Raw genomic sequence first — 13017 nt, 5'->3', positions numbered from 1 at the left:
GCGTGTCCGATAGAGTGAGGACGCGACCCCGAGGAGGCGCCGATGTCCGAGAACTTCGCGGCCGACGTGGCCAGCATCGCGGCGCTCGGTGAGCCCGTCCGCAGGGAGCTGTACTGCTACGTCGTCGCCCAGGACGCGCCGGTCAGCCGCGAGAGCGCGGCGGCTGCCACCGGCGTCGCACACCACGTCGCGAAATTCAACCTCGACCGACTCGTCTCCGAAGGGCTGCTCGACGTCGAGTACAGCCGCCCGCCCGGGCGCGGCGGTCCCGGTGCCGGCCGGCCGGCGAAGCTGTACCGACGCTCCGCTCGCGACATCTCCGTCACCCTGCCCGAGCGGCGCTACGACCTGGCGGGGCTGGTCCTGGCCGAAGCCGTCACTGTGGCCGCGCGCGACGGGATACCCGTCGACCGGGCACTGCGGTCCGCCGCATGCATGACCGGTCGCAGGCTCCTGGACAACCACCCCGGTGAAGCCGCGGGCGACGGTCGCCCGGACCTGGTCACCACCGTGCTGGCCCGCAACGGCTACGAACCCCGCGCGATCGACGGCGAAATCCTCCTGGCCAACTGCCCCTTCCGCAGCCTCGCCGCGCAGTACACCGAGCTGGTCTGCGGCATGAACCTCGACTTGATCGACGGCCTCCTGCAAGCTGACGGCGCACGGGGCCGGTGCGCCCGGCTCAGCCCCGGCTCCGACCGATGCTGCGTCACCATCACGCACGACCAGCGATAGGCAGACGAGAACACCACCTCCGGACTCGACGACAAGCAGTCGAGCCGTCTCTTCCTGCCCCCGCGTAAGGTGCCGTGATGCTCGTCCCGTGACAGTCGCGGTCACAAGCCGTACCCGCCCCCGCAGCCGCCAACTAACGTGCTGGCCCCATGGCTGTGACTGAACGCGCTAGTTGGCGAACGTTGAGCGCGCTAAGCCCATGAGCGCACACACCATGCCGGACATCGGTGGTGGAGCCTGGACGAGCTGACCGACACCACCGATGTCATCTGTCCCCTCGGGCCAGCGCACCTACCGGATCAACTCCTCACGGTGGGTATCCCACAGCAAGCCGTGCGACTTCCCTGGCACCACTGATCGGCCGCGGATGCTCGTCTGCGCGCCCTATCGGCGGCAGATTCGTGCGCCTGCACCCGTTGGCCGGGTGTCAGCAGCGGTCAGCCCCGGCAGCCTCGGCGAAGGCATGGATGAGTTCGATATCGCTTCCCCAACCTTCGAGTACCTCGGCGTGACCATGGCACCGCGCCAAGGTCTCAACCGCCGGGAAGAGGCGCAGCGATGCGGTCCGGACGCGATCCGGCATGAGCGCTGTGTTCCAGTCACCGGGAAGCGGGAAGCTCTCCAGCTCCCAGCGCAGGTATTTGTTGTACGGACGAAGCCTCCCGTGCAAGGCGAACACCGTCTCCAGGAGCCAGGGCAGGCTCTCCGCCTCGTCGAGCAGCGCGGCCTCGGCGAAGCCGTCCCGACGGCTCTTGGCACAGCGGTAGAGCTGGTTGACGTAGGCGTCCAAGCTGGTGCGTGCGTGAAGGGCCGCTTCCTCGGCCGACAGCGTTGCTTGCCGATCGATCAGCTCGGCGATGCCTCCGTTCAGGCGGTCCAGCAGGACCTTCGCATCCCGATAGAAATACCGTTGCCAATGCACGGATGTGTCGGTCAGAGCCTCAACGGTGCAGACCACCTCGTCCAGCGCGTCGGTACGGGTGCTGTGCCGCCACGGCTGCGGCTGCTCCGCCACCGCGATTGTCACGTCGTAGTCGGATCGGGCGGTCTCCGTACCCCGCGCCCGCGAACCGGTCAGGATCACGCCGCGGACGACGGGATCCGCGGCCGCGCGGGCGAGGACTTCATCGAGGATGTCCACCGCCCACAGCTATCAGAACGCGACGGTAACCCACCACCGACTTTCGTCCTCGTCATGCGGCAGGGACGCACGCACATCGGCACGAGCGCGTGCCGTGCCCTGCGCCGGGCCTACGGAGAGGGCGAGTAGGGCGGCCCGGCGTCCGACGTCGTGCCGCGGCCGATAGCGTTCCCTCTTCCTCGCCACGATCACATTCTTCGGTCGGCGGCCGCCACCGCCGACGCCAAGAACAGGCGCAGACGAACAGGCCCCTTCACGTACGCCCGTGAAAACCCGGACAGCAAGCGGGCATCGGGCGCGCTCGAACCGCACTGGACACGCTGTTCAACGGCCCGGATGTTGCCGACGGCCCAGCGACGGCCCAGAGGGGAAGATGATCTCCAAATGCCCAGGTGGTCAGCGGTCGGTGGTGCTGAAGTGCATATAGTCCTTGAGCGTGCGCCAGCGACCGCCCCAGGGCAGGCCGTTGGCGGTGAAGGCCCGGACCGCGCCCGCGGCGTGCATCATCCCTCGCCGGTACGCGTACCGGGCCAGGAAATCGGCCCCCGAGCGCGGGTCGATGTAGGAGCCGCGGATCATCGGGTTCTGCACCGGGTTGACGTCGATCGCCAGGCCGTACGCGTGCTGGGACAGCGTCTTGGTCCCGGCCACCCGGCGGCACGTGTATCCGGAGGTCACCGTCGCCATGTCGGTGATCCACGGCGCGTTGATGGACATCGGGCTCATGCCCATGATCCGGAAGCGCATCCGGTAGAGCGACAGGAACGCCCGCTGGATCCGCTTGGCGATCGTCTTGTGGACCACGATGCTGCCGGCGCGGGCGATGCCGTAGAAGTCGATGTACGTGACCCAGACCTTGCGGAGGTTGGCGGGGAGCACCGGGCACTTCTTTCGGGGATCCCAGTTGACCGCGGCCGGCGTGACCCGCTCGATCCAGGACCGCCAGCCGGTGAGCGGTAGGGGCGGCTTCCCCACGTGCAGGACGCCGTCCACGCTCGGCTGGTGGGGCTTCCGGATGCCGTTCCAGGCGCGGAGCTGAGCCGGTCTGATGCCGTACACCGCGGCGATCTCCTTGATCGTCTCACCGGGCCGGACCACGTGGTACGGCGGCGTCGACGCGGCCGGGGAGGCGGGTGCCGTGGGCGCGGCCGAAGCGGGCAGATCGCCGCTCAACAGGATGATCAGGGCGGCGAAAAGCGCGGAAAACCTCTTCATCTATACCATTACGCACGGTACCGCCATGATCATGCGCAGGAATCGGCAAACCGGGCGGACCGGTTCCGACGTCCCCCGTCTGAACGTCGGAGCCGGCCCTGCAGCGCGTCGGCACCCCGCGCCCGTGGCGGCGGGGCACGGGGCCCGAAAGGCGCGACGACGGGCAAACCCCGAGCCCGTCTTCGTGCTATGCCAGATTGCGGACTCTGCCCGGACAGGTCAACGAACGCGGTACACGAGGGCGGGATTTTGCGGGATCCGGAAGCGGCCGGGTGCGCTTTTGCGCAACCAAAAGCGGCAAAGCCGGCAGGTGTGGACCGTGGTGGACGGCTGTGGTTGCATGCGCGTCGATCGACCACCCGAATGGAGCCCGAGCGTTGCCGAAGATCACCTTGTCCGATCGTGAGCGTGAGCTGGTGTCCCTGCTCGCCCAGGGTCACACCGACGTTTCCGCGGCGGAGCAACTCGGCATCAGCGCGCGGTCGGTCTCCAACATCTTGCGCTCCCTCATGGACCGTCTCGGTGTTGACAACCGCTTCCAGTTGGGCCTCGCCCTCGGCTTCCTCCGCAAGGTCAACATTCCCGGACCGTCCGTCGGAGGCGACGGTTGACGCCGTAGATGAGAATCGATGGAGTGACGAGCACTCCGATCCCGTTCGGCGCCGCCATACCTTCCCTGGTCCGCTGGGGCATGTCCAGCGACGCCGATTTCGTCTTCCGTACCCTCGTGACCTTCGGTCCCCGCACCGAGCGCACCATCGCCACCGAGCTGGGGCTGTCCAGCCGCCGCACCGCGGAGGCGCTGGCGGAGCTGCGGGAGGGCGGCGCGGCCGTCTCCACTGACGACAGTCGCACCACGACGCGCATCTGGACGGCCCGCCGGCCGGCGGCGGTGGTCGCCATGCTGCGGTCGCGCCGGATGCGGCTCGTGGACGGCCACGCGAAGTCCCAATCCCACCACCAGGTCGTTCGCGCGCTGCGTAGCTCCGGCGTCGGCGCGGCGCTGCCGCTGGACACCGTGCCCGGCCTGCGCGGAAGCGTCACGGACGGGATGCGCTATCTCAGCCGCCAGGCCACCCGCGACCGCATCGCCGAGCATGTCGCCACCGACATCCGCGACTTCTGGACGATGAGCAACGATCAGGCGATCGACGCCGAGGCCGCCCGGGTCGCCGCCCCGCAGGACATCGCGCTGTACGAGCGCGGCGTGCGGATGCGGCTGCTTGCCCTTCCGCCCGCGGACGGCGACCCGCTCGACGTCAGCGGCCACCTCATCAACGGCACCACCTACCAGCGGCGGGAGACGCCGAACGTCCCGTTGCGGCTCATGCTGGTGGACCGGCGGTTCGCCTACTTCCCCGCCGATCCGAACGACCTCGACCAGGGTTACCTCGAGGTCGAGAGGCCGGGTGTGCTGCGAGCACTCATCCGGCTCTTCGAACGGCACTGGGACGCGTCGGTGCCGCCGGAGCGGCTCTCCGTCGCCCCGATCGTGCTCTCGCCGCGGGAACGCAACCTGATCACCTTGCTCGCCGCCGGCCACACCGACCAGAGCTCCGCCGAGCGGCTGCGCATCAGCGCCCGGTCCGTCACCGGCATCATGCGGAATCTGATGGACCGGCTTGGTGTGGAGAACCGGTTCCAGCTCGGCCTCGCGCTGGGGGCGCTGCGGGTCGCCGCTCCACCCTCGCTCGCCGGCTCCGCCGGCGAGTCCTCGCACCAGACCGATTGACCACACGGGGAGTTTGCAATGTCATCGAGGTTCTCAGCATCACTCGTCGCGGCGCTCGTCGCTGCCTGCCTCGCGGTGGGCCTGGGCGTCCTCGTCCATGCGCAGCCGGCCGGCACCGCGCCGCCCGCCACCGCGGTGGTGGCGCCCACGACGCCGCCGAGCGACCCCAACGGGAGCTGCGTGAGCTGCACCTAGGCGGATGAGTGCCTGCGGCCTGCCGACCTGTCGGCAGGCCGCTCGCCGTGGCGGGGGAGAACGGGGCATTCGACGTGGGAGTGCTGAGCGTCACTAACGGAAACGCCGGGCCTGAGGCAACGCTGAGTCACCATAGGATGACCATGCATTTAATGCGTGAGGCGCCTATCGCCGACGATTCTTCTGAACTCGACCTTGTTCTCGAATGAAACAAGGGTCGAGCGCGTGTCCGCTATGGAGGCTCCTCGTGTTCCGCATGCTTGCGCGTCTCATGCTGCCCGCGGTTCTGGCGGCATCCGCGCTGACCATCCCGGCCGCTGCTCCGGCCGTCGCTGCCCCGGCCGCTGCCCCGGTCGCCGCCGTCCCCGACGCCGCCGCCCCGGCGGTGTGTGACCGCCCGGTGGTCTACTTCGACCTCGGCAACGTACTGATCGACACCTCGGACTGGTCGAACGTGCGGTACGAGCCGGGCGCCCTGTCCTACCTGCGTGACCTGCGCTCCCGCGGTGTCGACCTGGGCCTGATCATCAACATCCCGGAGACCTGGGGCGCCACCCAGGAGGAGAAACTGGCGACGATGAAGCAGTACATCGCCGACCGGTGGGTCGAGCCCCGCCCCTTCGTCTGGTCGTACTTCGAGGGTCGCATCGTCCTGCCCCGGACGGACGCCGAGCGCAAGCCGGCCCCGGTGCTGTTCGAGCGTGCCCTGACCGAGTCGGCCCCATGCGTGCCCTACTACCAGGGTGAAGTAGCCGCCGAGCTGAGTGCCGCCGCGCAGGTCGGGCTGCGCACCTACCAGGTTGGCAGGCCGGGACGGCCGTTCTACCTGCCCGCTTCCCAGGTGCGCCGGCGCTGACCGTCGCGCGGCGGAGCGTTCCTGGGTCCCCGGGAGTGCCCTCGCTGGTCAGTAGCCCTGGTCCAGGTCCTCGAACGGGGATCCCGGGTCATCGATGTCCGGCGATCCTGCCCCATGTCGGTGCGGAAGGTGACGACCGGCCGGTAGGACGTGCGTCCGTCGGACCACGACTCCATCTGATTGTCGACAACCTGGGCGACCGCCCGATGACCGGAGCTGGCGAGCGCGCGTAGCCGGCTCCACCGCCGCGCCCCCGCGACGAGCAAGCCCACGCCGGTCAGCGCGGGAATGCCCACGATGAGCACGGCGACGAGCTTCGCCAGCCAGCTCATGTTTTCGATCATGGCCGGAATGTAGTGCACCCGGCCCTGGCCGGTCTGCCGGTCGCCTCAAGCGGGATAGAGGCCCTGGACCCGGGCCGCGAGCCGGCTCAGGCCGAGCAGCGCGTCGATGCTCGGCGTGGGCATGCCGAGGCGCCCGCCGATCTCGCGGACCGCGCCCACCAGAGCGTCGAGTTCCACGGGCCGGCCGGCCTCGACGTCCTGCAGCATGGAGGTCTTGAACGCGCCCAGCCTGGCGGTCACCCGATGCCGGTCCTCGGGCGTCTCGGTGATGTCGCAGCCCAGCTCCTGCCCGATCGCGGCGGCCTCGCGCATCGCCGCGGAGCAGAACTCGCGCACCAGCGGATCGTCGAGCACCTGGTCCGCGGTGGCGCCGGTGAGCGCGGAGATCGGGTTCATCGTCATGTTTCCCCACAGCTTGTACCAGATGTCGTAGCGCACGTCCGTCGAGACGACGGCGTCGAACCCGGCCGCGGCCAGGAGGGCGCCCACCTCGTCGGCCCGCGCCGAGGCTCCGCCCGCCGGCTCGCCGACGATCAGCCCGTTGCCCATGACGTGCCGGACCAGCCCCGGCTCCGGCACCGCGCAGCTCGCGTGGACCACGCCGCCGAGCACCCGGTCGACGGCGACGGCCGCCGCAACGACGCCGTCCGGGTCGACGCTGCGGAGCGGCTCCTGGCCGATCTTGGTGCCGTGGCCGAACCACCAGGGCACTCCGTTCATGAACGGCAGCACCACGGTGGCGGGGCCCAGCAGCGGCGGCAGCAGTCCCGCCACGCTCGCCAGCGCGGGCGCCTTGACCGCGACGATGACCAGATCCTGTTCACCCAGCTCGGCGGCGTCGGCAGCGGCCCGCGCCGGCGAACAGACCAGGCCGTCTGCGGTCTGCAACCGCCAGCCCGTCGTCTGCAGGGACCGTAGCGTCGCGCCCCGCGCGACGGCGCTGACCTCGGCCGCACCCGACGCCGACAACCGGGCACCGATCCAACCACCGACAGCGCCGGCTCCGACCACGCAGACCTTCATCTGGGCGACTCCTCAACGATCCATCGAGACGGCCGCCATCCTGACACGTACGCCGGAGAACGCGGGTCACGCCGCGGCAGCGGCGTGACCCTGAGCGCTCAGCGGTCGCGTGGCGGGTGCGCAGCTCCCGCTTGAGCACCTTGCCGGTCGGCCCGAGCGGGAAATCCTCGGCCGTCCGTGCGATCACCACCGCGGCGAGCGCCGCCAGCCCGGCCGTGGCCAGCTCCTTGTTCGCCTTCTCCAGGAGCACGTCGGCCGTGGCCGCGGCGGCGTCCGCCTGCAGCCGGACCACCGCGATCGGGACCTGCGCCCGCCCGCCCGGCCCGGGGACGCCCACCACCGAGCAGTCCTGCACCAGGTCGGGCGGAGTCGCGATCAGCGGGTGGGCAGGCGGACCACGTCGGCGAGGACCGTGTCCGCCGCGGTGAGGCGGGCCTGGGCGGGGCTGTCGTGGACGACCAGCAGGCGGCCCTCCTCCAGCGGGCCCAGCACCGCAAGGCCCTCGGCGTGGTCGTCGCCCTCGCCGTAGGTGAGTTCGAGCTCGCGGGTCAGCTCGTCCGCTCGTGCGACCACGGGCAGCTCGGCCCGGCAGGCGTCGTGCCAGCGGTAGATGCGCACCGGCCCGTCGAGGTCCATCGTCGGGCCGGCGAGGACCAGCAGGTCGTCCCCGGCCGGGCACAGGTCGCGGACGCCCAGGCCGTCGAGGTCCAGCACGTGCTTGCGGTACGGCAGCCCGTCGCCGAACGGGCGCAACCGCAGTCGCTCCGGCCGGTGCGGGTCGGCGTACGGACGCAGCTCCAGGACGAACGCCCACCCGCGCAGCACCGGCCCGCGCAGGCCCAGATAGACCCGGTCGCCGTGGACCGCGATGCCCTCGATGTCGAGTCCGTTGTCCTTGCCCGGTATGGGCAGGAAAGGGCCGAGATGGGGGTCGTCGCGCAGCAGGGCCCGCAGGTTGTCGCGCCCGGCGAGCACCGCGGCGCGCTGTGGCACGCCGTCGACGACGACTTCGCGGGCCGGGGTGGGCAGTCCGCCGACGTCGGTGATCGGGAGCCTCACCAGGATCTGGCGATTGTCCTGTCCCTCGACGCGGGCCAGCCGTTTCAGCGCCTTGTCGCCGGTGTGCTGTGCCTTGATCCGCTTGCGGCGCAGGCTGTGCGACCCGACCGCCCACAGGAACGACCCGCTGCGAGCCAGCCCCTCGACGTCGGCCTCGGCGTCGGGGTCGGCGCCCGGCAGGTCCACCAGGTCAGCGAGGCGGAACGTGGCCTGCCCGGCGTACTCGGTGGGGTGGCGCTCGTCGTCGGCCACCAGCCGCTCCACCGTCGCGGTCTCGTCGCCGGCGATCCACAGCACCCGCCCGTCGCTGCGCACCGCGGAGAGGTTGCTGTGGGTGGCGGCGATGTGGGAGGCGTGGCCGAACCGCAGCCGGACCGTTCGTTCCACCGTCATGGTCCACATCGTGACATCAAGGCACCAGCGCGGACCCGGATGTTTCGAGAATCGATCGCAGGGCCGTCCCGCTCGTCGTCCCACGCCACGGCGCTGATCCGCCGGCCCGTGGGCATGCGGACGAACGGGAACACCTTCTTCCCGCGGCCGGTGAACGGAACGCCGTCCTGCACGCCGGACGTGGCATAGCTGCAGAAACGCTGGGCGATGTCACCGAACACCTCGGTGTGCCCCGACAGTTCCCACTCGGTGAAGCCGGTCAGGCGCCCGCCGCTCAGCAACTCCCGCCGCGGAGCGATGAAGTCCTCGACACCGTACGTAGCCGGCTTGCGACCACGGGTCCGGACGATGACCGCCTGCGGCAGGAAGACATCCGGGAGCGCGTCGAGCCGGGACGAGCAATCCGCACCCGACACGAAGGCGCGAAGTACGTGCGGACGATCTCGGCAATGGTGGCCTGATCTGCGGTTTCGGCGTCGTCGGCGGTCACGGCGAGACCCTGGCGCAGGCCTCGCCGACGGTACGCCGGACGTGTTCGGCAGTGTCAGCCATTCACGAGCTGCACTACACTTCGTGCTGCACTGCGAGTGGTTGATCCATGGGGGAGGTTGAGCGTTCATGGGCCAGAAGTTCGACATGGGTGCCGAGACGCTGGGGACGTTGCGAACCAAGACCAGTGGTTCGAACGAGGAGCTCGGCGCTCTGATCAAGCAGTTGGTGCAGGCCGCTTCGCCGTTGGAGGGCAATTTCCACGGCGCCGGGAAGGCCGCTTTCGACCGCTTCAAGATGCGTGCGGATGAGATCACCGGGGAGCTGAACCGTTCTCTGTCGGCGATCCTCGGCGGTATCGGCGGCATGGACACCTCGTTCCGCGAGGGTGAGCAGGACATGGCGTCGAATGCGAGCAGCACGGAAGGCGCGGCGAACTTCGACGCCGCCCGTTTCGGCGCCGGCCGCTGATCTTCGGTCCACGAGGCGAAGGGGTGCAGGGATGAGTTCGGATCGTCGTAGCTTCGACATGGCCACGTCCGGGGAGGCGCAGGGCAACCTGCAGGCGGTGGTGGCCCGGCTCGAGGTGCTGATCAATGACCGGGACGCAGCGGTGAAGGCGGCGATGGCCGACTTCTTGGCCGATGGTGTGGCGGATCAGTATCACGACAAGGAAGTCCGCTGGAACAGCGCCGCCGGCGAGGTGCGTTCGATCATCGCGCTGGTGCGCAGCACGTTGCAGCGCAACGATGAGACCGCGCAGACCACATTGTCGCGGGCCAAGGCGGCCGTCGACGCGATCGGCTGAACCGCCTTCCCGCGGTGACACGTGGGGAGTCGGTGAAGCCGCAAGTGTCGAGGTCGTCGGGAGCTGAACGTGAGCAGATGGGACATCGACCCGCCCGGGGTGGCGGGGGTGGTGACGCGGACGGGTGAGGCCGCCAAGGGCTTCGAGACCGCGGCCACGAAGTACGGCACCGCCTTGGAGGGCGCGGCGACCGCGTGTGGCAGTGAGATCGTGGCGGGCGCTCTGGCCGGTTTTGCCGAGAACAAGGCGCCGGCGATGAAGTCGGTGGTGGAGCGGACCGGCCGGGCGTTGACCGGCGCGGTGAACGCCACCAGGGCGTACATCGACGGTGATCTGGAGATGGCTCGGACGGCGCAGGCCAACGCGGTCGCGCCGCCGCCGGAAAACGACTTCCGCGGCCGCTGAGGGCCGCTACCGACGGGGGAAGCACGTGGTCATCAAGCCGGAGGCGATTCCGGAGTTCAGCGGCGATCTGGGTGCGGTCGAGACGCACGCCGCTGCGCTGAAGTCGGCCGGGGGCGCGTTCCGCACGGCGGGTGCGGACGTGCACAGCACGTGGCAGGGGTTGTCGGCGTTCTACGACGCGCCGGAGGCGGCGCAGTTGTTCGGGATGACCGCTGTGGTGCAGACCGGCGCGGACGCGGTCGCCGACGACGTCGAGGAGGTCGGTGCCGCGCTGGTGCAGTACGCGGCGACGGTGCGTCCGATCGCGAACCGGCTCACCCAGTTGAAAGGTGAAGCCGGCGCGTTCGTCTCGAGCATCGACGGCGACGACGACTGGCGCGAAGACGGCGACAAGGTCAACCAGAACAACCAGTTGATCAGCCAGGTCGACACGCAGGTGGCGGCGTTGATGGCCGCCGAGCGGGAGACGGCGAACCGGATCAACCGGCTCTACGGCGGCCCGCAGTGGACCGTCAACGACGGCAGCGGCAAGGCGAATGCGTACGGGTTCGACGCCGGTCAGCTCCCCGGCGACGCCGAGCGGCCGTGGGGGGTGGCGGAGGAGAAGGACGAGCCCTGGTACGTCGATACCTGGAACGCGGTCTGGTCCGGCACGAAGGGTGTGGTCGTCGACGGGCTCTGGGGCGATATCAAGGGCCTGTTCGGTCTGATCAACCCGTTCGACTGGGACACGTTCAGCGCCTCGTGGGGCGGGTTGTGGACGCTGACCGGTGGGCTGATCTTCGATACGGAGAATTCGTTCAAGGCGTGGAAGGAGTTCGGTAAGAGCTTTTTGGCCTGGGACGAGTGGAGCAAGGACCCGGCGCGGGCGTTCGGCAACGTGCTCTACAACGTGGTCACTCTGCCGTTGGCGGCGGCGAAGGTCGGCACGTTGGGCAAGGCCGGCAAGGGTGCGGCGGCCGGGGCGGATGCGGGCAAGGCGGCGGATGCGGGCAAGGCCGCCGATGTGGCCGCGGACGCGGGCAAGGTCGGCGATCTGGGCAGGCTCGGCGACGATCTGAGCAATGTCGCCGATGTGGGCAAGGTCGATGATCTACCGACGGTGGGGGATCTGGCGAAGCAGATCGATGCCGCGCTGGGTGATGTGGTCAAGGCCGATCCGGCGCTGGAACTGGCGTTGCGGCAGGCCGACGACATCGCGGCGAGCGCGGACCGGGCCACGCCCGGAGACGACCTGGTGGGCCGCGGCGAACAGCCGCCGGTACGGGTAGAGGAACCGGCGCTGGTCGGTGCAGGACGCGGCGGCCCGCCCACCGACCTTCCCCCGTCGACCGGCCGCGGCGCAGGCTTCGACCTCCCCCCGTCAGCCGGACGCGGCGCAGGCCTCGACGACCTCGGCGATGCCGGCCGTGGTGGAGACGATCTCGGTGACGTCGGCCGTGGTGGAGACGACCTCGGCGATGCCGGGCGTGGTGGGGATGACGCCGTCGGCGGGAGCCGCCCCGACGAGGGCTCCACCTCGACGCCGGACGGTCAGGCCGGGCGAGACCGAAGCGGCGACTCGGAGGGCCCCGGGCGCGATGGCGGTTCTCAAGGGCGGTACGAAGCGAACGACATGACGCCCACGGGGATGCGCGACAAGCAGTACGGCCTCGAACTGTTCCGCGACGGCGACGGCAGACTGCACTTCGACGGAGACCGGGATGGCACGATTCGTGACATCAATGGCGATCTCCGCGAGAACGGCCGGTTCGCGACCGAGGACAATCCGTACGTCCTTGAGGGGCGGAACGGCGTCCACGGCGTTCCCGATCTCGCGACACAGCGCGCCTACGTTCCGGATGGCGACACGCCTCTCGACGCAGCCGTTCGAGACGCCGTGTCCGCCCGCAACGAGGTTGTCGCCGCCCGAGGGCAATTGTGGGACACGCATCTCGGGCCGATCGCGGAGAAACTCAAGGAGCATGGCGTCTCCATGACCCGTAACCTGAGCGAGGGTCGGCTCAGGGAACTCTACGACGAAGCCGCCCCCTACCTCGGTCGAGCGGAACTGCTCCGCCTGGAGAAGTACGGCAACGAATTCGCCAGTCTGGGGAACGACTTGAACGCCGCGAGCGCCCGCGTCGGTGAGGCTGGTGGGGCGCTGGTCGCGGCCAGGGAGTTCCCCGACTACCGAACAATCACGGAGGGCGATGGCACGCGCGGCACGTCGGGCAACCTGGATCGCACCCTGATCTCGGCGGACAACAAATCCTTCATCGCGATCGAGGAGAAGGGCGTAGGCAGTCCCAAGGGCGAACGCTGGGTGGAAAACCCTGCGAACCCCGACGGTCCGAAGATCCTGGCCAAACAGATGTCGCCGGAATACCTCCGGGAAATGCTGCAGATCGACAACAAGCTCGGCCCTATTCTGAAAAACAACCCCGAGCTGCGAGCCGCCGTCCAAAACATAGTGAACGGCACCACGCAGGGTACGATACGATACATCCACGTGCACACATCGGAAGCGGGACTGGTCACCGCCACCGACTACATTGTTGACAGCGCTCGTATGGGCCAAGTACCAATTCGAGTGACTGGTTCTGATTGAGCCCGGAAGGCGGAAGCATAGTGCCACTGCGT

Annotated in this window: 15 protein-coding genes; 9 read left to right on the top strand and 6 right to left on the bottom strand. The window is 69.5% G+C overall.

Features of this window, described 5'->3' with window-relative positions:
- Positions 1-42: 42 nt before the first annotated feature.
- On the top strand, positions 43-735 hold the full coding sequence (locus tag EDD30_RS16340) for a helix-turn-helix transcriptional regulator (RefSeq protein ID WP_071809975.1): 693 nt from the start codon (positions 43-45) through the stop codon (positions 733-735).
- Between the two features lie 427 nt (positions 736-1162).
- Here EDD30_RS16340 and EDD30_RS16335 read toward each other — a convergent pair whose 3' ends face one another.
- Positions 1163-1876, bottom strand: a complete 714-nt coding sequence (locus EDD30_RS16335; protein WP_084557939.1) for a nucleotidyltransferase domain-containing protein — start codon at positions 1874-1876, stop codon at positions 1163-1165.
- Positions 1877-2272: 396 nt separating this feature from the next.
- Complete coding sequence (locus EDD30_RS16330; RefSeq protein WP_071809971.1) at positions 2273-3091, bottom strand: M15 family metallopeptidase; 819 nt, start codon at positions 3089-3091, stop codon at positions 2273-2275.
- Positions 3092-3468: 377 nt separating this feature from the next.
- Between EDD30_RS16330 and EDD30_RS16325 the strand changes: the two genes are divergently transcribed.
- The 4 genes from EDD30_RS16325 (at position 3469) to EDD30_RS16315 (ending at position 5874) form a co-directional block, all read left to right on the top strand.
- Positions 3469-3702 (top strand): helix-turn-helix domain-containing protein, encoded by a 234-nt coding sequence (locus EDD30_RS16325; protein ID WP_071809969.1) that lies wholly within the window; start codon positions 3469-3471, stop codon positions 3700-3702.
- Positions 3703-3725: 23 nt separating this feature from the next.
- Positions 3726-4823, top strand: a complete 1098-nt coding sequence (locus EDD30_RS16320; RefSeq protein WP_244945263.1) for a helix-turn-helix transcriptional regulator — start codon at positions 3726-3728, stop codon at positions 4821-4823.
- Between the two features lie 18 nt (positions 4824-4841).
- Positions 4842-5018, top strand: a complete 177-nt coding sequence (locus tag EDD30_RS39140; protein ID WP_170047183.1) for a hypothetical protein — start codon at positions 4842-4844, stop codon at positions 5016-5018.
- 256 nt (positions 5019-5274) lie between these two features.
- The gene (locus EDD30_RS16315) at positions 5275-5874 is read left to right on the top strand and encodes an HAD family hydrolase (RefSeq protein WP_071803924.1); all 600 of its coding nucleotides are present in this window, start codon (positions 5275-5277) and stop codon (positions 5872-5874) included.
- On the opposite strand, the gene EDD30_RS16310 is transcribed toward EDD30_RS16315, so the two are convergent.
- The 4 genes from EDD30_RS16310 to EDD30_RS16295 form a co-directional block, all read right to left on the bottom strand.
- Positions 5841-6218 (bottom strand): DUF3592 domain-containing protein, encoded by a 378-nt coding sequence (locus tag EDD30_RS16310; protein ID WP_143162591.1) that lies wholly within the window; start codon positions 6216-6218, stop codon positions 5841-5843. The two genes, EDD30_RS16315 and EDD30_RS16310, sit on opposite strands and share 34 nt — an antisense overlap.
- Before the next feature lie 45 nt (positions 6219-6263).
- Complete coding sequence (locus tag EDD30_RS16305) at positions 6264-7241, bottom strand: 2-dehydropantoate 2-reductase (protein ID WP_071803912.1); 978 nt, start codon at positions 7239-7241, stop codon at positions 6264-6266.
- A gap of 375 nt (positions 7242-7616) precedes the next feature.
- Entirely contained in the window at positions 7617-8693 is a 1077-nt protein-coding gene (locus EDD30_RS16300) for a DUF3616 domain-containing protein (protein WP_071803913.1), read from the bottom strand.
- Entirely contained in the window at positions 8690-9109 is a 420-nt protein-coding gene (locus EDD30_RS16295) for a DUF4440 domain-containing protein (RefSeq protein ID WP_071803914.1), read from the bottom strand. Before EDD30_RS16295 ends, EDD30_RS16300 begins: the two co-directional genes overlap by 4 nt.
- Positions 9110-9311: 202 nt before the next feature.
- Here EDD30_RS16295 and EDD30_RS16290 point away from each other — a divergent pair, with 202 nt between their 5' ends.
- From EDD30_RS16290 to EDD30_RS16275, 4 genes are all read left to right on the top strand, one after another.
- The gene (locus EDD30_RS16290; protein WP_071803915.1) at positions 9312-9653 is read left to right on the top strand and encodes a hypothetical protein; all 342 of its coding nucleotides are present in this window, start codon (positions 9312-9314) and stop codon (positions 9651-9653) included.
- A gap of 31 nt (positions 9654-9684) precedes the next feature.
- Positions 9685-9990, top strand: coding sequence for a pore-forming ESAT-6 family protein (locus tag EDD30_RS16285; protein ID WP_071803916.1), 306 nt, complete (start codon positions 9685-9687; stop codon positions 9988-9990).
- A 69-nt stretch (positions 9991-10059) separates the two neighbouring features.
- Positions 10060-10395 (top strand): DUF6507 family protein, encoded by a 336-nt coding sequence (locus EDD30_RS16280; protein ID WP_071803917.1) that lies wholly within the window; start codon positions 10060-10062, stop codon positions 10393-10395.
- A gap of 25 nt (positions 10396-10420) precedes the next feature.
- The gene (locus EDD30_RS16275; RefSeq protein ID WP_084556209.1) at positions 10421-12985 is read left to right on the top strand and encodes a hypothetical protein; all 2565 of its coding nucleotides are present in this window, start codon (positions 10421-10423) and stop codon (positions 12983-12985) included.
- The last annotated feature ends 32 nt before the right edge of the window (positions 12986-13017 follow it).

The sequence above is a fragment of the Couchioplanes caeruleus genome (genome assembly GCF_003751945.1).
In the GTDB taxonomy this organism is placed as follows: Bacteria; Actinomycetota; Actinomycetes; order Mycobacteriales; family Micromonosporaceae; genus Actinoplanes; species Actinoplanes caeruleus.
The sequence above is the reverse complement of the archived record's forward strand: the minus strand, read 5'-3'. Positions and strand labels throughout refer to the sequence as shown.

Coding starts and splice junctions, on each gene's coding strand:
- EDD30_RS16305 (WP_071803912.1), bottom strand. CDS start 7,241: ATGAAGGTCTGCGTGGTCGGAGCCGGCGCTGTCGGTGGTTGGATCGGT.
- EDD30_RS16300 (WP_071803913.1), bottom strand. CDS start 8,693: ATGACGGTGGAACGAACGGTCCGGCTGCGGTTCGGCCACGCCTCCCAC.
- EDD30_RS16330 (WP_071809971.1), bottom strand. CDS start 3,091: ATGAAGAGGTTTTCCGCGCTTTTCGCCGCCCTGATCATCCTGTTGAGC.
- EDD30_RS16290 (WP_071803915.1), top strand. CDS start 9,312: ATGGGCCAGAAGTTCGACATGGGTGCCGAGACGCTGGGGACGTTGCGA.
- EDD30_RS16340 (WP_071809975.1), top strand. CDS start 43: ATGTCCGAGAACTTCGCGGCCGACGTGGCCAGCATCGCGGCGCTCGGT.
- EDD30_RS39140 (WP_170047183.1), top strand. CDS start 4,842: ATGTCATCGAGGTTCTCAGCATCACTCGTCGCGGCGCTCGTCGCTGCC.
- EDD30_RS16285 (WP_071803916.1), top strand. CDS start 9,685: ATGAGTTCGGATCGTCGTAGCTTCGACATGGCCACGTCCGGGGAGGCG.
- EDD30_RS16310 (WP_143162591.1), bottom strand. CDS start 6,218: ATGATCGAAAACATGAGCTGGCTGGCGAAGCTCGTCGCCGTGCTCATC.
- EDD30_RS16315 (WP_071803924.1), top strand. CDS start 5,275: ATGCTTGCGCGTCTCATGCTGCCCGCGGTTCTGGCGGCATCCGCGCTG.